The 18,282-nt window shown below is 58.2% G+C and carries 19 protein-coding genes; 6 read left to right on the top strand and 13 right to left on the bottom strand.

The features are described from left to right. Positions 1–85 precede the first annotated feature (85 nt). Entirely contained in the window at positions 86–2,194 is a 2,109-nt protein-coding gene (locus KGA83_RS19650; protein WP_223530581.1) for a molybdopterin oxidoreductase family protein, read from the top strand. A gap of 97 nt (positions 2,195–2,291) precedes the next feature. Continuing rightward, entirely contained in the window at positions 2,292–2,630 is a 339-nt protein-coding gene (grxD, locus tag KGA83_RS19645) for a Grx4 family monothiol glutaredoxin (RefSeq protein WP_108215000.1), read from the top strand. Between the two features lie 222 nt (positions 2,631–2,852). Here the strand turns inward: grxD and bfr are convergent, their stop codons facing one another. Together bfr and KGA83_RS19635 are read right to left on the bottom strand one after the other, a co-directional pair. Further along, a complete protein-coding gene (gene bfr / locus KGA83_RS19640) occupies positions 2,853–3,326 on the bottom strand; it encodes a bacterioferritin (protein WP_108215001.1) in 474 nt (157 codons plus the stop codon). Between the two features lie 198 nt (positions 3,327–3,524). After that, positions 3,525–3,743 (bottom strand): bacterioferritin-associated ferredoxin, encoded by a 219-nt coding sequence (locus tag KGA83_RS19635; protein WP_008053520.1) that lies wholly within the window; start codon positions 3,741–3,743, stop codon positions 3,525–3,527. 311 nt (positions 3,744–4,054) lie between these two features. Here KGA83_RS19635 and KGA83_RS19630 point away from each other — a divergent pair, with 311 nt between their 5' ends. After that, on the top strand, positions 4,055–4,657 hold the full coding sequence (locus KGA83_RS19630) for a peroxiredoxin (RefSeq protein WP_160385564.1): 603 nt from the start codon (positions 4,055–4,057) through the stop codon (positions 4,655–4,657). A gap of 194 nt (positions 4,658–4,851) precedes the next feature. Here KGA83_RS19630 and rnt read toward each other — a convergent pair whose 3' ends face one another. Then, on the bottom strand, positions 4,852–5,529 hold the full coding sequence (gene rnt / locus KGA83_RS19625) for a ribonuclease T (protein WP_046043606.1): 678 nt from the start codon (positions 5,527–5,529) through the stop codon (positions 4,852–4,854). Further along, positions 5,526–6,572 carry a dihydroorotase gene (gene pyrC, locus KGA83_RS19620; RefSeq protein ID WP_223530579.1) on the bottom strand — a complete coding sequence of 349 codons (1,047 nt, stop codon included), beginning with the start codon at positions 6,570–6,572 and terminating at the stop codon, positions 5,526–5,528. Before pyrC ends, rnt begins: the two co-directional genes overlap by 4 nt. A gap of 159 nt (positions 6,573–6,731) precedes the next feature. Between pyrC and KGA83_RS19615 the strand changes: the two genes are divergently transcribed. Both KGA83_RS19615 and KGA83_RS19610 read left to right on the top strand, forming a co-directional pair. Continuing rightward, positions 6,732–7,637, top strand: coding sequence for a flagellar protein MotY (locus tag KGA83_RS19615; RefSeq protein WP_223530577.1), 906 nt, complete (start codon positions 6,732–6,734; stop codon positions 7,635–7,637). 129 nt (positions 7,638–7,766) lie between these two features. After that, the gene (locus KGA83_RS19610; protein WP_108215004.1) at positions 7,767–8,984 is read left to right on the top strand and encodes an argininosuccinate synthase; all 1,218 of its coding nucleotides are present in this window, start codon (positions 7,767–7,769) and stop codon (positions 8,982–8,984) included. A gap of 149 nt (positions 8,985–9,133) precedes the next feature. Here KGA83_RS19610 and KGA83_RS19605 read toward each other — a convergent pair whose 3' ends face one another. Then, complete coding sequence (locus tag KGA83_RS19605) at positions 9,134–9,844, bottom strand: hypothetical protein (protein WP_108215005.1); 711 nt, start codon at positions 9,842–9,844, stop codon at positions 9,134–9,136. Positions 9,845–10,324: 480 nt separating this feature from the next. Here KGA83_RS19605 and KGA83_RS19600 point away from each other — a divergent pair, with 480 nt between their 5' ends. Continuing rightward, on the top strand, positions 10,325–10,951 hold the full coding sequence (locus tag KGA83_RS19600; RefSeq protein ID WP_008053528.1) for a response regulator transcription factor: 627 nt from the start codon (positions 10,325–10,327) through the stop codon (positions 10,949–10,951). 80 nt (positions 10,952–11,031) lie between these two features. Here the strand turns inward: KGA83_RS19600 and KGA83_RS19595 are convergent, their stop codons facing one another. The 8 genes from KGA83_RS19595 to metG all read right to left on the bottom strand — a co-directional run bounded on the left by KGA83_RS19595 (position 11,032) and on the right by metG (position 18,011). Then, positions 11,032–11,211 carry a PA3496 family putative envelope integrity protein gene (locus KGA83_RS19595; RefSeq protein WP_007972325.1) on the bottom strand — a complete coding sequence of 60 codons (180 nt, stop codon included), beginning with the start codon at positions 11,209–11,211 and terminating at the stop codon, positions 11,032–11,034. Positions 11,212–11,317: 106 nt separating this feature from the next. After that, positions 11,318–11,956 carry an endonuclease III gene (gene nth, locus KGA83_RS19590; protein WP_108215006.1) on the bottom strand — a complete coding sequence of 213 codons (639 nt, stop codon included), beginning with the start codon at positions 11,954–11,956 and terminating at the stop codon, positions 11,318–11,320. 25 nt (positions 11,957–11,981) lie between these two features. Then, the gene (locus KGA83_RS19585; protein WP_223530575.1) at positions 11,982–12,566 is read right to left on the bottom strand and encodes an Rnf-Nqr domain containing protein; all 585 of its coding nucleotides are present in this window, start codon (positions 12,564–12,566) and stop codon (positions 11,982–11,984) included. After that, positions 12,559–13,170 (bottom strand): RnfABCDGE type electron transport complex subunit G, encoded by a 612-nt coding sequence (locus tag KGA83_RS19580; protein ID WP_108215008.1) that lies wholly within the window; start codon positions 13,168–13,170, stop codon positions 12,559–12,561. The genes KGA83_RS19585 and KGA83_RS19580 overlap by 8 nt, the downstream gene beginning before the upstream one ends. Further along, on the bottom strand, positions 13,167–14,153 hold the full coding sequence (locus KGA83_RS19575; RefSeq protein ID WP_108215009.1) for an RnfABCDGE type electron transport complex subunit D: 987 nt from the start codon (positions 14,151–14,153) through the stop codon (positions 13,167–13,169). The genes KGA83_RS19580 and KGA83_RS19575 overlap by 4 nt, the downstream gene beginning before the upstream one ends. Beyond that, positions 14,140–15,153, bottom strand: coding sequence for an electron transport complex subunit RsxB (gene rsxB, locus KGA83_RS19570; RefSeq protein WP_108215010.1), 1,014 nt, complete (start codon positions 15,151–15,153; stop codon positions 14,140–14,142). The genes KGA83_RS19575 and rsxB overlap by 14 nt, the downstream gene beginning before the upstream one ends. After that, positions 15,150–15,719: an electron transport complex protein RnfA gene (locus KGA83_RS19565; protein ID WP_223530573.1), complete on the bottom strand. Its 570-nt coding sequence runs from the start codon at positions 15,717–15,719 to the stop codon at positions 15,150–15,152. The genes rsxB and KGA83_RS19565 overlap by 4 nt, the downstream gene beginning before the upstream one ends. Before the next feature lie 240 nt (positions 15,720–15,959). Further along, positions 15,960–18,011: a methionine--tRNA ligase gene (gene metG / locus KGA83_RS19560; RefSeq protein WP_108215012.1), complete on the bottom strand. Its 2,052-nt coding sequence runs from the start codon at positions 18,009–18,011 to the stop codon at positions 15,960–15,962. Positions 18,012–18,282: the final 271 nt, after the last annotated feature.

Raw genomic sequence — 18,282 nt, 5'->3', positions numbered from 1 at the left:
CGTCGCTGGCGTGGCGGCGGGTCTGGCGCCATAGTTTTGTTTCCGTGGCCAACGTTGCCCGCCCATAACAAGACAGAGACTGGCCATGACCAAGACTCTCCATCACCGTGCTTGCCATTTGTGTGAAGCCATCTGTGGCCTGACCATCGAAACCACCGAGGTCGATGGCGCAAACGTCCAGATCACTTCGATCAAGGGCGACCCCCATGACACGTTCAGTCGTGGGCACATCTGCCCCAAGGCCGTGGCGTTGCAAGACATTCAGAACGATCCGGATCGACTGCATCAGCCGATGCAGCGGGTGGGCAATGAGTGGCAGCCCATCGAGTGGGAAGCGGCATTCAATCTGGTCGCCGAACGCCTCGCCGCCATTCAGGAGCGTCACGGGCAAAACGCAGTGGCGGCCTATCAGGGCAACCCGAGCGTGCACAATTACGGGCTGATGACCCACAGCAACTACTTCCTCGGCCTGCTGAAAACCCGCAACCGGTTTTCCGCCACTTCGGTCGATCAATTGCCCCATCACCTGACCAGCCATTTGATGTACGGCCACGGTTTGTTGCTGCCGATCCCCGACATCGATCACACCGATTTCATGCTGATCCTGGGTGGCAACCCACTGGCTTCGAACGGCAGCATCATGACCGTGCCGGATGTGGAAAAACGCTTGAAGGCGATACAGGCCCGGGGTGGCAAAGTGGTGGTGGTCGACCCTCGTCGTAGTGAAACGGCGGCGATTGCCGATCAGCATCTGTTCGTGCGCCCGGGCAGTGATGCCGCGCTGTTGTTCGGGCTGCTCAACACCTTGTTCGTAGAAGGTCTGACCCGCGACAGCCATCTGCCGGTGGACGGCCTGGAGGACGTGCGGGAGGCCGTCGCGCGGTTCACTGCCGAAGCCATGAGCCCGTTGTGCGCCGTACCGGCCGAACAGATCCGCCAATTGGCGCGGGACTTCGCCGCGGCACCGAGTGCAGTCTGCTATGGCCGCATGGGCGTTTCGACCCAGGCCTTCGGTACGCTGTGCCACTGGGTGGTGCAGTTGATCAATCTGGTCACCGGCAATCTCGATCGCGTGGGTGGTGCCTTGTGCACCGAGCCGGCGGTGGACCTGGTGGCGTCGACCTCGGGCGGGCATTTCAATCTGTGGCAGAGCCGGGTTTCCGGGCGCCCGGAATACGCCGGAGAACTGCCAGTGTCGGCGCTGGCCGAGGAGATGCTCACCGAGGGGGAAGGGCAGGCGCGGGCGCTGATCACGGTGGCGGGCAATCCGGTGCTGTCCACGCCTAATGGCCGAAAGCTCGAGCAGGCGCTGGACGGGCTGGAATTCATGGTCAGTATCGACCTGTACATCAATGAAACCACGCGTTACGCCGACTTGATCCTGCCGTCCACATCGGCGCTGGAAAACGATCATTACGACACCACATTCAACTTGTTTGCGGTGCGCAACGTCAGTCGTTTCAATCGCGCCATCCTCGCCAAGCCCGAAGGTGCATTGCACGACTGGGAGATCTTCGTCGGGTTGGCCAAGGCATTTGCCGCCAGGACCGGCAAAGAGTTGAAGCCCACCATCGCCCCGGCGCAAATGATCGATCGCGGCTTGCGCATGGGGATGTACGGCGACAATTCAGAGCACAAGCTGTCGCTGGCGACCTTGTTCGATCATCCCCATGGCGTCGATCTGGGCGCGCTCAAGCCTAACCTGACGCCACGCCTGAAGACTGCCAATCAACGCATCCAGGCCGCACCGGCCGCGATTCTCGCTGACCTGACGCGCTTTGCAGCCTTGAAGGCACCGCCCGCCGACGAGTTGTTGATGATTGGCCGCCGGCATGTGCGCAGCAACAACTCATGGATGCATAATTATCATCGGTTGGTGAAGGGCAAGCCGCGTCATCAGTTACTGATGCATCCGGACGACCTGGCCAGTCGTGGTCTCAGCGACGGACAGCGTGTGCGGGTCAGCTCGCGGGTGGGGGAGATCGAAGTCGAAGTGCTTGGCAGTCTGGACATGATGAAGGGCGTGGTCAGCCTGCCTCACGGCTGGGGTCACGCGCGGCCCGGCGTGCAAATGTCGATTGCCAGCAGTCAGCCGGGTTCAAGCGCCAACGACCTGACCGACGAACGCCAGATTGACGAACTCTCGGGAAATGCCGCGTTCAATGGCGTGCCAGTGACTGTGGCGGCGGCTTGAATCATACTGACGGAGAGACCGAGCAGGGCGCTCGGCTTTCCGTTACAATGCGCCACCGTGCCGACCCATGAGTCGGAAAGTTCAGCCGAGGTGCTCCATGGATATCATCGAAACGATTAAAGAGCAGATTGCCAACAACACCATTCTGCTTTACATGAAAGGCTCGCCGAATGCCCCGCAGTGCGGCTTCTCCGCAAAAGCCGCGCAGGCCGTGATGGCGTGTGGCGAAAAGTTTGCGTACGTGGACATCCTGCAGAACCCGGAAATCCGCGCCAACCTGCCAAAATACGCCAACTGGCCAACCTTCCCGCAACTGTGGGTCGGTGGTGAGCTGGTCGGCGGCAGCGACATCATGACTGAAATGGCGGCTGACGGTTCGCTGCAAGCCACCATCAAGGCTGCCGTCGAAGCCGCTGCTCCAAAGACCGAAGCCTGATTCGCTGTATGTAGGAGCGAGCTTGCTCGCGATGGACTAAAAAACGCCGCGGGTTGTCAGGCTTGCCGCGTAATCGTTAACGACCATCGCGAGCAAGCTCGCTCCTACAGGAGGCAATAAAAAGCCCCGCCACTCGAAAGAGGGCGGGGCTTTTTATTGTGTCTGGATAGTTACTGCAAAGTTGCCGCTGCAATCCCCCAGGATCGCAGCCTGCGGCAGCTCCTACTCTTCGCCCATCTGCGATTGCAGATAGTTCTCGAGCCCGATTTTATCGATCAGGCCCAACTGGGTTTCCAACCAGTCGATATGTTCTTCTTCGGACTCGAGGATATCTTCAAGCAGCTCACGGCTACCGAAGTCGCCGACTGTTTCGCAATGAGCGATAGCCACCTTGAGATCCGCGTGACCGATGCGTTCGATACGCAGGTCGCACTCCAGCATTTCCTTGGTGTGCTCACCGATGTGCAGCTTGCCCAGGTCCTGGACGTTCGGCAGGCCTTCAAGGAACAGGATTCGCTTGATCAGCTTGTCCGCGTGCTTCATCTCGTCGATGGATTCGTGGTACTCGTGCTTGCCGAGCTTGTTCAGGCCCCAATCTTCATACATGCGCGCATGCAGGAAGTATTGATTGATCGCGACCAGCTCATTGGCGAGGATCTTGTTGAGATGCTGGATGACTGTAACGTCGCCTTTCATGGTGGGGTCCTGCCCTTTATTAGCTGTCAATAGGGCAGAGTTTGAGCCGCGTATTTAAGGGTGTCAAACCTAAGTTATTGAAACTTAAATGAAAATTAATCGGAATAAGAATGTTTGTGTTCCGCGTCTAGAGCATAACTAGTTGATTTTGAGGCATAAAAAAACCGGACATATGTCCGGTTCTTTGAAATTCGATAGTTAAGCGGCAGTAAATTCCGCTGGAAAAGGAATTGCAGCCTGGGCCGTTTGCAGTTTGGTCAGGGTCTCGCGGACCACTTCCTTGGCGAGGCAGGCACATTTACCGCATTGACTGGCAACGCCGGTGGCCACTCGGACTTCCTTGTAGCTGCAGCATCCTTCATAGATCGCATCGCGGATTTGACCGTCGGTGACGCCAGTGCAGAGGCAAACATACATAAGGAAGGACCGTCGCTGATTGTGACTCAATTGCGATGGATCTTAATGTTAACGAGAATGATTGTCAAAGTGGTTTCGGTGCGCTTTTCGTCATAAGTGGGGATGGCTGACGAACGGTCTGCCTGGCAAATCGGTGATATGAAACCGATGAGGATTTCATCGTGCCGGGAAAAAACAGCTAAGCCAGCTCAAACACGCGGTGTATGATGGACGGTCTTTTGCGACCGGGGATCGTGTCACAGGGCTGTCGCCTCAGGGTGGCAGGCTGATTCGAACCCTGTTTCTCACGCTATTACACCAGGAGATATCCAATGAGCGTACTCGTAGGCAAACAAGCCCCTGACTTCACCGTACCGGCCGTACTCGGCAATGGCGAGATCGTTGACAGCTTCACCCTGTCTTCGGCGATCAAAGGCAAATACGGCCTGGTGTTCTTCTACCCACTGGACTTCACCTTCGTATGCCCGTCCGAGCTGATCGCTCTGGACAACCGCATGTCCGAGTTCAAGTCGCGTAACGTTGAAGTGGTCGCTGTGTCGATCGACTCGCACTTCACCCACAACGCATGGCGCAACACGCCGGTCAACAATGGCGGTATCGGCGAAGTTCGCTACACCATGGCTGCCGATATCAAGCAGGAAATCATGAAAGCCTATGACGTTCAGTCCGCTGACGGCGTGGCTTTCCGTGGCGCGTTCCTGATCGACGACAAAGGCGTTGTCCGTTCGCAGATCATCAACGACCTGCCGCTGGGCCGTAACATGGAAGAGCTGCTGCGTCTGGTCGACGCTCTGCAATTCCACGAAGAGCACGGCGAAGTCTGCCCTGCCAACTGGAAAAAAGGCGACAAAGGCATGAACGCTTCGCCAGAAGGCGTTGCGGCTTACCTGACCGAGCACGCTGCCGCTCTGTAAGGCGCAGGCTCCAGCTATAAAAATCAGGTACAAAAAAACCGGCCTTCGAGGCCGGTTTTTTTATGGGCGGGATAACGCCGGGACTGTGTAGGAGCGAGCTTGCTCGCGATGGACGTGAACGATAACGCTGGGAGTCTGACACCCCGCGGCGTTCTCAAGTCCATCGCGAGCGAGCTCGCTCCTACAAAGAACAATCAATCGTCGAAGTCTTCCCAACCGCCCATTTGTTTCCAGCGATTGACGATGCCGCAGAACAGCTCAGCGGTCTTCTCGGTGTCGTAACGGGCCGAGTGAGCCTCGCGGCCATCGAAATCGATGTCCGCTGCCTGACAAGCCTTGGCCAGCACGGTTTGACCGTAGGCCAGGCCAGCGAGCGTTGCGGTATCGAAACTGGAGAACGGATGGAACGGGTTGCGCTTCATGTCCAGCCGCGCAACCGCAGCATTCAGGAAGCCCAGGTCGAAGCTGCTGTTGTGCCCAACCAAAATCGCCCGTTTGCAGCCGTTGGCCTTTAGCGCCTTGCGCACGCCGCGGAAAATATCGTTCAGGGCCGACTCTTCACTCACCGCCATGCGCAGCGGGTGATCGAGCTTGATCCCGGTGAACTCCAGGGCCGCCGCTTCGATGTTCGCGCCTTCGAACGGCTCGACACGGAAGAAGTAGGTGTGATCCGGGTAAACAAAACCCTTTTCATCCATGGCGATGGTGGTCGCGGCGATCTCCAGAAGGGCATCGGTGGCCGAATTGAAGCCACCGGTTTCTACGTCGACGACAACCGGCAGGTAACCACGGAACCTGGCCGCCATTGGATGACGAGGGCCACCTCCGCCGCCGTTGCCTTCCAGTTCGTCGTCGAAATGGTCTTCACTCACGCGTGTTCCTCCAGCAGGCGCCAGCGCAGTTTTTCACCGGCGCGCAGCGGGATAACGGTCAGCTCGCCAAATGGCAGGCTGGTCGGGGCGGTCCATTCTTCGCGGACCAGGGTGATGTGATCGGTGTTGGCCGGCAGACCATAGAACCGAGGGCCGTAGAGGCTGGCGAAGGCCTCGAGCTTGTCCAGCGCATTGCGCTGTTCGAAGGCTTCGGCGTACATCTCGATGGCCGCATAGGCGGTGTAGCAACCGGCGCAGCCGCAGGCCGCTTCCTTGGCGTGCTGGGCGTGGGGCGCCGAGTCAGTGCCGAGGAAGAACTTCTCGCTGCCGCTGGTGGCGGCGTCGAGCAGGGCTTCCTGGTGGGTATTGCGCTTGAGGATCGGCAGGCAATAGAAGTGCGGCCGAATCCCGCCCACCAGCATGTGATTGCGGTTGTACAGCAGGTGATGCGCGGTGATGGTTGCGCCAACGTTGGCCGAAGCCGAGTTGACGAACTGCACGGCGTCGGCGGTGGTGATGTGTTCGAAGACCACTTTGAGGGTCGGGAAACGCTCGACCACACGACGCATGTGCTCGTCGATGAAGATTTTTTCGCGGTCGAACACGTCGACATCGCCACGGGTGACTTCGCCATGAACCAACAAGGGCATCCCGACTTCGGCCATGGCCTCGAGTGCAGGGAAGATCTTGTCGATGCTGGTGACGCCAGAGTCCGAGTTGGTGGTCGCGCCGGCCGGGTACAGCTTGGCGGCGTGCACGAATCCACTGGCCTTGGCCTCGCGAATTTCTTCAGGCTGGGTGCGGTCGGTCAGGTACAGGACCATCAGTGGCTCGAACGGGCTGCCGGCCGGGCGGGCAGCGAGAATCCGCTGGCGATAGCCGTCGGCTTCGGCCGCGGTGCGCACCGGTGGAACCAGGTTGGGCATGATGATGGCGCGGCCAAAGGTGCGCGCGACATCCGCGACGGTATTGGTCAACACGGCACCATCGCGAAGATGAATGTGCCAGTCGTCGGGACGCAGCAGGGTCAGGCGGTCGGACATGAGGGGATTCCAGGCGGGTCAAACTGAGGGGAATGCTACCGGAAAAGACACTTGCAGGCACTCGCTATCAAGTTTTGCTGGAAGCTTCCGATATCCAACAGGTATGCCGTAAACATGTGTGTGTCGGTCTTTTTGTTGTAGAAGCCAGTGGAGCCTCCCGTGCGCCAGCGTTATTTAGCCTTGCTCAGTGTGTTTGCCAGCCTTCCCGCGATGGCGCTCACTTTCCAGACTCGTCTGGAGAGCATTGAGTGGGCGGTCGAAGGTGACAAGTTCGAGTGCCGCCTGACTCAGCCGATTACCGACTTCGGTTCGGGCGAGTTCGTGCGTCGTGCCGGCGAGCAGGCGACTTTTCGTCTGAAAACCTACAATCCGATGATCGGCGGCGGTTCAGCGACCTTGCTGGCCGCTGCGGCACCCTGGCAACCGGGGCGTGATGATATCAACCTGGGTACGGTGAGAATCGGTAGCGGTAACGTGTTGTTCAACAGCTCGCAGGTTCAGGCCGGGCGCCTGATCAGCGGACTGATGGACGGTCGCAGCCCGGTGGTTCGCCATTCCGCGGGGGATGGCCGGGTGTCGGAAGTGCGCTTGCTGCCGGTCAGGTTCACCAAGGCGTTTGCCGATTATCAAGGCTGCGTGGCCAAACTGTTGCCGCAGAACTTCGAGCAGGTGAAGCAATCCGACATCGGCTTCCCCGGCGGCGGAATCGAACTCGACAGTGCCGCGAAGGCCAAGCTGCAGGTGATGCTGGAATACATGAAGGCCGATCCGACGGTCAATCACATCGAGCTCGACGGTCACTCTGACAACAGCGGCAACCGCCTGACCAACCGTGACCTGTCGCGGCGCCGGGCCCTGGCAGTGATGGAGTTCTTCAAGGCCAACGGCATCCAGGAGTCGCAAATTACCGTGCGTTTCCATGGCGAGCGTTATCCGCTGGCGCCTAATACCAACAGTGCCAACCGCGCGAAGAACCGTCGGGTAGCGGTACGCCTGGAGCGCGGAGCACCAGTGGAACAAGTCGCCCCGCAAGCGACGAAAGCGGCCGTTTCGGCAACTTCCTGACTATTTGGTCATCGTCGCTCCCTCGACATAATCTGTCGCTTCGTCGTCATAAGCTGTCGCGCCACTGTAAATTATTCTGTATGAGCGGTAGACTTCCCGGCTTTCCGTAGAACCCCGTGGAGTGATGGCATGGCGGACGTAAACAAGGTCGTTCTGGCGTATTCCGGCGGCCTGGACACTTCGGTGATCCTCAAGTGGCTGCAGGATACTTATAACTGTGAAGTGGTGACCTTCACCGCTGACCTGGGTCAGGGCGAAGAGGTCGAACCTGCACGCGCCAAGGCTCAGGCCATGGGCGTTAAAGAGATCTACATCGACGACTTGCGCGAAGAGTTCGTGCGCGACTTCGTTTTCCCGATGTTCCGCGCCAACACCGTTTACGAAGGCGAGTACCTGCTGGGTACTTCCATCGCTCGTCCGCTGATCGCCAAGCGCCTGATCGAAATCGCCAACGAAACCGGTGCAGACGCCATTTCCCATGGCGCCACCGGCAAGGGTAACGACCAGGTTCGTTTCGAGCTCGGTGCGTACGCCTTGAAGCCAGGTGTGAAAGTGATCGCCCCTTGGCGCGAGTGGGACCTGCTGTCCCGTGAAAAGCTGATGGACTACGCCGATAAGCACGCGATCCCGATCGAGCGCCACGGCAAGAAGAAGTCCCCGTATTCCATGGATGCCAACCTGCTGCACATCTCCTATGAAGGCGGCGTGCTGGAAGACACCTGGACCGAGCACGAAGAAGACATGTGGAAATGGACCGTCTCCCCGGAGAACGCTCCAGACAAACCGCAATACCTGGAACTGACCTACCGCAACGGCGACATCGTCGCGCTGGACGGCGTCGAAATGACTCCGGCCACCGTGCTGGCGACCCTGAACCGTATCGGTGGTGAACACGGTATCGGTCGTCTCGACATCGTCGAGAACCGTTATGTGGGCATGAAGTCCCGTGGCTGCTACGAAACCCCTGGCGGCACCATCATGCTGCGCGCTCACCGTGCGATCGAATCGATCACCCTGGACCGCGAAGTGGCTCACCTCAAGGACGAGCTGATGCCGAAATATGCCAGCCTGATCTACACCGGTTACTGGTGGAGCCCTGAGCGTCTGATGCTGCAACAAATGATCGATGCGTCCCAGGCCCACGTGAACGGTGTTGTTCGCCTGAAGCTGTACAAGGGCAATGTGATCGTTACGGGTCGCAAGTCTGACGAATCGTTGTTCGACGCCAACATCGCGACCTTCGAAGAAGATGGTGGCGCGTACAACCAGGCGGATGCAGCGGGCTTCATCAAGCTCAACGCCTTGCGCATGCGCATTGCAGCGAACAAAGGCCGGAAGCTGTTCTGAGACCTTTGAGATCGTGATGGGTACCTGACCTCGTCCTCGACGAGGTCAGGTACCTGAAAACGGGGTGTGACGCCAGTTACTACGTTGTCGTGTGTTTGCGTTTGCGCTGACGATTTCCTGTTTTTCTCCTTCCAGTGGTCTGTCCTGTTCTACGTGTTGTTGTCTGCTGGTTGTCCGGCTTGATCAATGACCGACAACCTGTGCGAATCCAGATTGTAGGCCACATAAAAGGCGGCACTGCGCTTCCTGGTCTGCTTTGAATATTTAAGCGCGCTGGCTTTCAGTAAAGCCTCCGAAACGGCACACGTGACAAACAGAATCACGTACGCCGTCTTTTCCCGCGGCCTCTGGATTTTTTCCAGCAGCGCTCCAAACTCGACCTCCTTGCTCATCCAGCGTGCATCCACGATGTACAGGTCTTTTATAAACTCCGGTAACTGAAGTTGATGCTGAACAAATACGGTGGATTGCAGGCCAATCCCCGTTGGCGGGCCCTGTGCGCCGCAGGGCGTCCGAGCTGACTGCCGGTCATCCGTTGACGTTTCCAGAGCGGAACTCCCAGAGGACTTCCCGGCCGCCTTTTTTTCCGGCCGCCCGGCATCATCCATGACTTTCATGAAGTGTTTGCCCTTTTCAAAGTCGGAAGGCGCATACAGTGATCTGTAGTTGAAGTTGAGTGTCGCGAAAAAAAGCAAAAGTAAATAAAACGGAAAGCTGATCAGAAACCAGACATAGAGTTCTCTTTCCTCTTGGTCAAGGAAGGGTAGAGAAACGGCTGCCGAAGTCTCAGAGAGCGCTGCGAATATCGCGATAATTGTCATCGGGTTGTTAATTCGTTTTTTATCATGTTCTATATTCATGCTCTATTGTCTTTTCTCGAATGGTTTATGGGGATGGTTTGATGTAGTAGTTGTTGTATTTTCTTCGGTTTTTTAAGTGTTGGTGGTGCTTTAATGATTGCTCAAAAAATATTATTTGCTGTAAGAGTAATTGGATGCTTGGTGTGTGATATTTCTGGTGTGAATGTTGAGTGCGAAAATATCAGTTACGTTTTAACGAAGGAGTAGAGGCTTATGTTTGTCAGGGCGCGACTGTTCAGGCCGGATCTCGGAAAATTTTGGTCGTAAATCGATAGAGGCAGCTGCTGGAAAGTGCGACACACTGACGCTGACACAGTTTTCAACTCATTCCGTTCGAGGGATTTTTGTAGGAGAAATCCGTGTTGTTTGTAGGGGATGTCTCTTGGTGTGGGTGGCCGGAAGGGGCGACATGCCATGGGTGAAACGACTAGGCTATTGTGCGGGCTCTAAAAATTCGAACAGCGAAAATTGGACTTGCCCATGAATAAAGTGCTGATCGTGGATGATCACCCCGTCATTCGTCTTGCGGTACGTATGCTAATGGAACGTCATGGCTACGAAGTTATTGCAGAAACCGATAATGGTGTGGATGCACTGCAACTGGCCCGCGAACTTATGCCGGATATTGTCATTCTGGATATCGGGATTCCGAAGCTGGACGGATTGGAAGTCATCGCGCGTTTGTCTTCGACCTCAATGCCGATGAAAGTGCTGATTCTGACTTCCCAGGCGCCGGGGCATTTTTCGATGCGTTGCATGCAATCCGGGGCGGCCGGTTATGTCTGCAAACAACAAGACCTGACGGAGTTGCTCAGTGCGATAAAGGCCGTGTTGTCAGGCTACAGTTACTTTCCTAATCAAGCCTTGCATACCGTGCGTTGCAGTTTGGGGAATGCCAGTGAGGCCGATATGGTTGATCGATTGTCGGGGCGGGAAATGATGGTCCTGCAACAGTTGGCCCGAGGAAAGACCAATAAAGAGATTGCCGATGGAATGTTTCTCAGCAATAAAACAGTCAGTACTTACAAGACCCGTCTGTTGCTCAAACTGAATGCGAGGTCTCTGGTCGATTTGATCGAGTTGGCACAACGCAATGGTCTGGTGTGATGACGTAACTGTGCGACAAGGGGCGTCTACCAGAGTATGGCACTTAAAAAAAAGCCTCCGTTTCGGGAGGCTTTCAGGTGTCATAAGTCAAAATCGTAATCGGCCAATTGCTTTTGCAGTCGGCGCTCCTCCAGCAGGTTGTCGATGGTGCGGCGTTTGCTCAGATTAGTTTTCGCTACTTCAACCACCGGCTCAGCGTCATCGGTTTCGGCGGTGGTGAAATCGTCTTCTACGTCCAATTGCTCTTTGCCAGTACTCATTTAGTTGCTCCAGGCTAAGAAGGCCTTTGGCGCTCCTTATAGCGACAATCTCCCGGCGGGTAAAAAAGATTTTTTCAATCGGCAAATCAAAAAACCTAATAGCGCCTCAATCGTCGGAGGTTTTGTGCTTGTATTCGCACAAGTCCTCGATCCGGCAGCTCCCGCATCGGGGCTTGCGGGCCAGGCAAACATAGCGGCCGTGAAGGATCAGCCAGTGATGGGAGTCGAGCAGGTACTCCCGGGGCACGAATTTCATCAGTTTTTTCTCGACTTCAATCACATTCTTGCCAGGCGCAATGCCAGTCCGGTTGCTGACCCTGAAAATGTGCGTGTCGACGGCCATGGTCAACTGACGGAATGCCGTATTGAGTACCACATTGGCGGTCTTGCGGCCGACGCCGGGCAGTGCTTCCAGCTCTTCGCGGGTTTGTGGCACCTCACCGGCGTGGCGCTCGATCAGCAGACGGCAGGTTTCGATCACGTTTTTTGCTTTGCTGTTGTACAGACCGATGGTCTTGATGTACTCCGACAGTCCTTCGACACCCAGGGCATGGATCGCTGCCGGGGTATTGGCGACCGGGAACAGCTTGGCTGTGGCCTTGTTGACGCCGACATCGGTCGACTGCGCCGAGAGAATCACGGCAATCAGCAATTCGAACGGTGAGGAATAGGCCAGTTCGGTCTTTGGTTCCGGGTTGTCCTCGTGCAGCCTGCGGAAAATTTCCAGACGTTTTGCGGCATTCATGGGCAGTGCGTTTCCTCGAAGACGATCAATGTGTGGGCCTGGGTCGCCAGGCCTGCCAGGCGGCGATCAGCAGTCCGAGCAGAATGAACCCGCCAGGGACCAATGTGGCCAGGTGCAGACCGCCATCGGCCATCAGTATCCAACCTTGCCAGTCAGTTTGCGTTGCACTGGACAGCCACGGTAGATGATTTCCAAGTGTTCCGTTGCCGATGAGTTCGCGCAGCAGGCCCAGCGCGATCATCAGCGTGGCAAACAGGCCGTTGAGTCGCAGGCGTTGACGCCAATCGCTCTGAAAGAACTCGGTGTGTTCCAGTACGACGCATTGCAAGGCGATCAAAGCGCCATAAAACCCCAAATGCTGCTGCCATTGCAGCGACCAGGCCTGTGCCATGAGTTCCGCACAACTGGTGAGCGTGGCCGCCAACAGGATGCTGGCGAGCAAGCGGGTCGCGGGGACCAGTCGGGATCGCAGGGCGCCCATGGCCAGGCTGAACAACTGGGTCACCACCATGAACATCAGGCACAGGCCAAGTGCGGCCATCAGCGACTCGGTAGCGCCGATCAGCGGCGTCAGCATCAAGGCGTTGCGCAGGGTTGATGAGTTATCCATTGGCAGGGTTTCCGAGCAGTTGTTGCCGGTGTTCATCGAAGTAGCGCAACGCATCGTGGATGGCATTGATCACCGCCCTTGAGGTGATAGTCGCACCTGCGATCTGATCGAACTGTCCCTGATCCTTTTTCAATGCCCAGCCACTGTCGCCCGGTTCTGTTCGAGACCTGCCGGAAAAAACCTGAAGCCAGGCATTGGGCCAGTCGGCGATCCGCGCACCCAGTCCTGGGGTTTCCGACTGTTTGAGGGTTTTGACGCCCAGCAACCTGCCATTGGCATTGACAGCAATCATCAGGTCGATGGCACCGGCGTAGCCAAGAGTTTGACTGCGCAGCAGTACCGCGACGGGTTGATCGGCCCGGGTCGCCAGATAACCACCCAGCAAGGTGCTATTGGCCAGGGCGGTTGATTCGACCCTGATGGGGTGTTCGAGTGGTTGATTGTCGTAGCTGCCTGACGCGATCAGGTCCAGCAGGTTTCGGCTGTCGATCGTTCGCTGTTCGGCAGCAATGCGCGGCGCACTGCTGAGCTGCAGGAAGTACGTCACGCCAATGCCCGTCGCGGCCAGAAGCACTAGAAGCGTGATGCTTGATGACCGGCTCATGGCGCCTCCGGCAGTTGCCTGGCCACTACGAACCGTTCCAGCGCTGGCACGCACAGGTTCATCAACAACACAGCAAAGGCGATGCCGTCCGGATAGCCGCCCCAGGTACGAATCAGATAAGTCAGCAGTCCGACGCCAGCGCCGAACAGCAGTCGCGCGCCAGGGCTTCTGGCGCCGGATACCGGTTCGGTGATGATGAAGAACGCCCCCAGCATGGTCGCGCCGCTAAGCAGATGAAACAGCGGTGAACCATGGGAGTCGGAGCCCGACCCGTTCCAGCACAGCAAGCTGATGATGAACAGGCTGGCCAGCATGCCGACCGGGGCGTGCCAACTGATCACCCGCCGTTGCAGGAGAAACAATCCACCTGCCAGAAACGCCAGGCTCATCCATTCCACTCCCCGACCGCCAAAGTGGCCGAATGCCGGGTTGCCGGCAAACAGTTCATCCATGGTCAGGCTTTTATTGATCCGCAGACTGTCCAGTGCCGTAGCCTGCACCCATGCATCCGGCGCCTGGCCGACACCGAACACTTGCTGCAAGCCACTCAGCAGATCCATGCCATGGGACGAGGGCCAATGGGTCATTGATTGGGGAAAGGTCACCAGCACCAAAGCAAAGCCGAGCATCGCCGGGTTGAAGGGATTCGAGCCGACACCGCCATACAAGTGCTTGCCAAACACCATGGCAAAAGCGGCAGCACTGAGGGGCAGCCACCATGGGCAGTAAGGTGGTAGCGCCAGAGCCAGCAAGGTGGCACTGACCAGCGCGCTACCGTCACTCAGGGTTGGTCGCAGCGGCCGCTTGCGCCATTGCACAACGGCGGCCTCGACGGCCAGCGCAGCAGCGGCCGCCAGAACCAGGTTGATCAACACGCCCCAGCCGTATAGCCAGAACGCCGCCAGCATTCCCGGCAGCGTGGCCAGCAGCACCAGTTTCATCGCCTGTTGCAGGCGATCATCAACCGCTTCAAGGGCTGGCATGGGCGTCCACCAGGCGTTCGGCTTCGCCGAGTGCGCGCTCCAGGGCTTCGATTTGTTCTGCCGGTGCTTCGTTGGCCTGAGCCTTTTTCAGTTCGGCGCGGCGCATGGCCAACTGGATCTTGGCCCGTTTCAGATCGGCATCATTTGACGACACAGCGGTGATCGTTGGCGCGGGGGCAGGTGGTGCGACGCTTTCCAGTTGCGCCAGGTTTTGCTCGGCGGCTTCATACTGATGTTGCAGGACAATCAGCTGCGATTGCTGTTCGAAGGTTGGCGGATGTCCGAAGGCCTTCAGCGATTTGTGCAGTTGCGCCCGACTCATCGCCACCTCGATTTTCGCCTTTTTCAGCGCGGCATCGGCATTGGCGGCTTTCTGTGCGCGAACACGCTCGAGGGCGGACTGAACCGGGTCGACAGACGCCTCGGCGGGTTGCGCGGCGCGTTGCCGGGCCTGGCGTTCGGCGATTTTCTGTTGTTCTTCGCGCTGCAAGCGGGCATTGCGTTGTTCGAAGCGGCGCCGTGCGTGATCGCGCTTGAGGGTGCGGGCCTGCCGCGCTTGCGGTGTGAGGGCCAGCCCCCCGACAACCGGCAATACAGTGTCCAGTGGCAGCGGGCGCATTTCGATGCAGTCCACCGGGCATGGTGCTACGCAGAGATCGCAACCGGTGCACTCATCGATGATCACCGTGTGCATCAGTTTGGCCGCGCCGACGATGGCATCGACCGGACAGGCCTGAATGCACTTGGTGCAACCAATACACTCGGCTTCGCGGATATAGGCGATCTGCGCAGGTGCCGAGCCGCGAGTGATGTCCAGTTCCAGCACCGGCACCTTCAGCAACTCGGCCAGGGCCGCGATGGTTTCCTTGCCACCGGGTGGACACTTGTTGATCGGCTCACCGCTGGCGATGCCTTCGGCGTACGGCTTGCACCCGGGGTGGCCGCATTTGCCGCATTGGGTTTGCGGCAAGAGTGCGTCGATGCGTTGAATCAGACTCATGTTTTGATCAGTCCGCTGAATCCGAGAAAAGCCACAGCGATCAGGCCGGCACCAATCAGGTCGATCGGCAGGCCGCGAAAGGGCAGGGGAACATCGTTGTCGGCCGTATGTTCACGCAAATCAGTGAACAGGCTCAACACCAGCCAGAAGCCCAGCCCTGCACCAAGGCTCAAGGCTGTGGCGTGAAAGAAGCCCTTGTCTTGCTGAACGTTGAGCAAGGCCACGCCGAGCACGCCAGCATTGCCCAGCAGCAACGGCCAGAGGTCCTCGAACGGCAATGTCGAAAACACCCGGGCCAGCAACTTCAACAACGGGCTGATCAGCAGCACGCTCAATGGCAGAAACACAAACAGACGCAGCGGCGTCAATTGCAGCGGCACCAGCAGCCAGTGATAGAGCGCGTAGCCGAGCATGCCCACGACCAGCATCAGGCACGTGGTCGCAATGCCCAAGGCATGGACCTGCCCGCGCTGGCTGCCCAACAGCGGATCGACGCCCAGCGGCCAGTGCAACACGAGGTTGTTGATCAGGGCGGTGCTGATAAGCGTAAGCAGGATCTCGGTCATTGTTGGTGCCGGCAGGAACGGTAGTTTTTGTAGGAGCGAGCTTGCTCGCGATGGACTCAAGAGCGCCACGTTCAACCTGTGGGCACGCATTATCGTTAACGACCATCGCGAGCGAGCTCGCTCCTACAGGAGATGGTCTGAAAAGCTTAGGCATTATCCGGCAAGGCGGGAGGGTGGGCCAGACATGAAAATCCCACAGTCGCGCCAGGCACGACTGTGGGATCGGTTCAGTGCAGAAATTTACTTGATGCGCTGACCTGGCTTGGCGCCGCTGTCAGGGCTGAGCAGGTAGATTTCTTCACCGCCAGGACCCGCCGCCATCACCATGCCTTCGGAAATGCCGAACTTCATTTTCCGTGGCTTGAGGTTGGCGATCATCATGGTCAGGCGACCATTGAGCTTGGACGGGTCCGGGTAGGCACTCTTGATCCCGGAGAACACGTTGCGTTGCTCGTCACCGATGTCCAGGGTCAGGCGCAACAGCTTGTCGGCGCCTTCCACGTGTTCTGCCTTGACGATCAGGGCGACTCGCAGGTCGACGGCGGCAAAGGTGTCGAACTCGATTTCCGGCGACAGCGGATCCTTGGCCAGTTCGCCATTGCCGGCAGGCGCGGCGTCGCCGGTGTCGGTCTGGCTGGCGGTCAGGTCTTCTTTCGAGGCGTCTGTCATGGCTTGCACCTTGACCGGGTCGATTCGGGTCATCAGCGGCTTGAACTCGTTCAACTGATGGTTGCTGAGCAAGGTCGCGTGGTCGTTCCAGGTCAGCGGCGCGACGTTCAGGAACGCCTCGGCGTCGGCGGCCAGCAGCGGCAGCACAGGTTTGAGGAAAATCACCAGTTGGCGGAACAGGTTGACGCCGGTGGCGCAGATGGCCTGGACTTCATCCTGCTTGCCTTCCTGTTTGTTCAGCGACCACGGTGCCTTGTCGGCGATCCAGGCGTTGGCGCGGTCGGCCAGGCCCATGATCTCGCGCATGGCGCGGGCGAAGTCGCGGGCTTCATAGGCGTCGGCAATGCCTGGGGCGGCGGCCAGGAAGGCTTCGGTCAGTTCAGGCGCGGCGTTGGTGTCGACCATCACGCCGGCATTGCCCTTGTTGATGAAACCGGCGCAACGGCTGGCGATGTTGACGACTTTGCCCACCAGGTCGGAGTTGACCTTCTGCACGAAGTCTTCGAGGTTCAGGTCGAGGTCGTCGACGCCACGGCCCAGCTTGGCCGCGTAGTAATAGCGCAGGTATTCCGGCGACAGGTGGTCCAGGTAGGTCCGGGCCTTGATGAAGGTGCCACGGGACTTGGACATCTTCTGACCGTTGACGGTCAGGTAGCCGTGTACGTTGATCCCGGTCGGCTTGCGGTAGCCCGCGCCTTCGAGCATGGCTGGCCAGAACAGGGCGTGGAAGTTGACGATGTCCTTGCCGATGAAGTGGTACAGCTCGGCAGTGGAGTCCTTGCCCCAGAACGCGTCGAAGTCCAGCTCTGGCGTACGGTTACACAGGTTCTTGAAGCTGGCCATGTAGCCGATCGGTGCATCCAGCCACACGTAGAAGTATTTGCCCGGCTCGTCGGGGATTTCAAAACCGAAGTACGGCGCATCGCGGGAGATGTCCCACTGTTGCAGGCCGGCGTCCAGCCATTCGGCGATCTTGTTGGCTACGGCATCCTGCAGGGTGCCGCTGCGGGTCCAGGTCTGCAGCATGGCCTGGAAGTCTGGCAGCTTGAAGAAGAAGTGCTGGGAATCCTTGAGCACCGGGGTGGCGCCGGAGATCGCCGACTTCGGATCCTTCAGGTCGGTTGGCGCGTAGGTCGCGCCGCATTTTTCGCAGTTGTCGCCGTACTGGTCTTCGGTGCCGCATTTCGGGCAGGTGCCCTTGATGAAGCGGTCGGCCAGGAACATTTTCTTTTCCGGGTCGAAATACTGGGTGATCGAGCGCGTGGCGATGTGCCCGGCGTCACGCAGCTTCAGGTAGATCTGGCTCGACAGCTCACGGTTTTCTTCGGCGTGAGTGGAGTGGAAATTATCGAAATCCACCAGGAAGTCGGCAAAGTCGGCGCTGTGTTCAGCCTGGACGTTGGCGATCAGTTGTTCCGGGGTGATGCCTTCCTTTTCCGCGCGCAGCATGATCGCCGAACCGTGGGCGTCGTCGGCGCAGACATAGATGCATTGATTGCCGCGGTGCTTCTGGAAGCGCACCCACATATCGGTCTGGATGTATTCCAGCATATGGCCGAGGTGAATCGAACCATTGGCATAGGGCAGGGCGCTGGTGACGAGGATCTTGCGTGGCTCGGACATGGGGCTCGGCTACTTGATGAAACGGAGGTCGGCCACTATAAAGCGCCGGCGCATATTTTTCACCTTGTGAGCCTGTTTCATTGGATGTGCGGACAGAAAAGATCGCAGCCTGCGGCAGCTCCTACAGGGAATCGGCGTACATCTGTAGGAGGGGCCGCCTCGTCTTCGACGCCGCGCTGTCGCGCAGCAAACTGAGGGAGCTAGAGTTGAAGAGCGTGCGCGGGGCAGAGACCGTCATTAGCACTGGTGTGACAGCACCCGAGTAGGAGAG

It is taken from the genome of Pseudomonas sp. GL-R-19 (assembly GCF_019956375.1).
GTDB lineage: Bacteria > Pseudomonadota > Gammaproteobacteria > Pseudomonadales > Pseudomonadaceae > Aquipseudomonas.
The sequence above is the reverse complement of the archived record's forward strand: the minus strand, read 5'-3'. Positions and strand labels throughout refer to the sequence as shown.

Bases quoted from the DNA above. Each gene is read 5' to 3' on its own strand.
- KGA83_RS19585 (WP_223530575.1), bottom strand. From the start codon at position 12,566: ATGGATAACTCATCAACCCTGCGCAACGCCTTGATGCTGACGCCGCTG.
- KGA83_RS19635 (WP_008053520.1), bottom strand. From the start codon at position 3,743: ATGTATGTTTGCCTCTGCACTGGCGTCACCGACGGTCAAATCCGCGAT.
- KGA83_RS19630 (WP_160385564.1), top strand. From the start codon at position 4,055: ATGAGCGTACTCGTAGGCAAACAAGCCCCTGACTTCACCGTACCGGCC.
- KGA83_RS19580 (WP_108215008.1), bottom strand. From the start codon at position 13,170: ATGAGCCGGTCATCAAGCATCACGCTTCTAGTGCTTCTGGCCGCGACG.
- KGA83_RS19595 (WP_007972325.1), bottom strand. From the start codon at position 11,211: ATGAGTACTGGCAAAGAGCAATTGGACGTAGAAGACGATTTCACCACC.
- KGA83_RS19565 (WP_223530573.1), bottom strand. From the start codon at position 15,719: ATGACCGAGATCCTGCTTACGCTTATCAGCACCGCCCTGATCAACAAC.
- KGA83_RS19650 (WP_223530581.1), top strand. From the start codon at position 86: ATGACCAAGACTCTCCATCACCGTGCTTGCCATTTGTGTGAAGCCATC.
- KGA83_RS19575 (WP_108215009.1), bottom strand. From the start codon at position 14,153: ATGCCAGCCCTTGAAGCGGTTGATGATCGCCTGCAACAGGCGATGAAA.
- KGA83_RS19610 (WP_108215004.1), top strand. From the start codon at position 7,767: ATGGCGGACGTAAACAAGGTCGTTCTGGCGTATTCCGGCGGCCTGGAC.
- bfr (WP_108215001.1), bottom strand. From the start codon at position 3,326: ATGAAAGGCGACGTTACAGTCATCCAGCATCTCAACAAGATCCTCGCC.
- metG (WP_108215012.1), bottom strand. From the start codon at position 18,011: ATGTCCGAGCCACGCAAGATCCTCGTCACCAGCGCCCTGCCCTATGCC.
- grxD (WP_108215000.1), top strand. From the start codon at position 2,292: ATGGATATCATCGAAACGATTAAAGAGCAGATTGCCAACAACACCATT.
- rsxB (WP_108215010.1), bottom strand. From the start codon at position 15,153: ATGAGTCTGATTCAACGCATCGACGCACTCTTGCCGCAAACCCAATGC.
- KGA83_RS19600 (WP_008053528.1), top strand. From the start codon at position 10,325: ATGAATAAAGTGCTGATCGTGGATGATCACCCCGTCATTCGTCTTGCG.
- nth (WP_108215006.1), bottom strand. From the start codon at position 11,956: ATGAATGCCGCAAAACGTCTGGAAATTTTCCGCAGGCTGCACGAGGAC.
- pyrC (WP_223530579.1), bottom strand. From the start codon at position 6,572: ATGTCCGACCGCCTGACCCTGCTGCGTCCCGACGACTGGCACATTCAT.
- KGA83_RS19605 (WP_108215005.1), bottom strand. From the start codon at position 9,844: ATGAATATAGAACATGATAAAAAACGAATTAACAACCCGATGACAATT.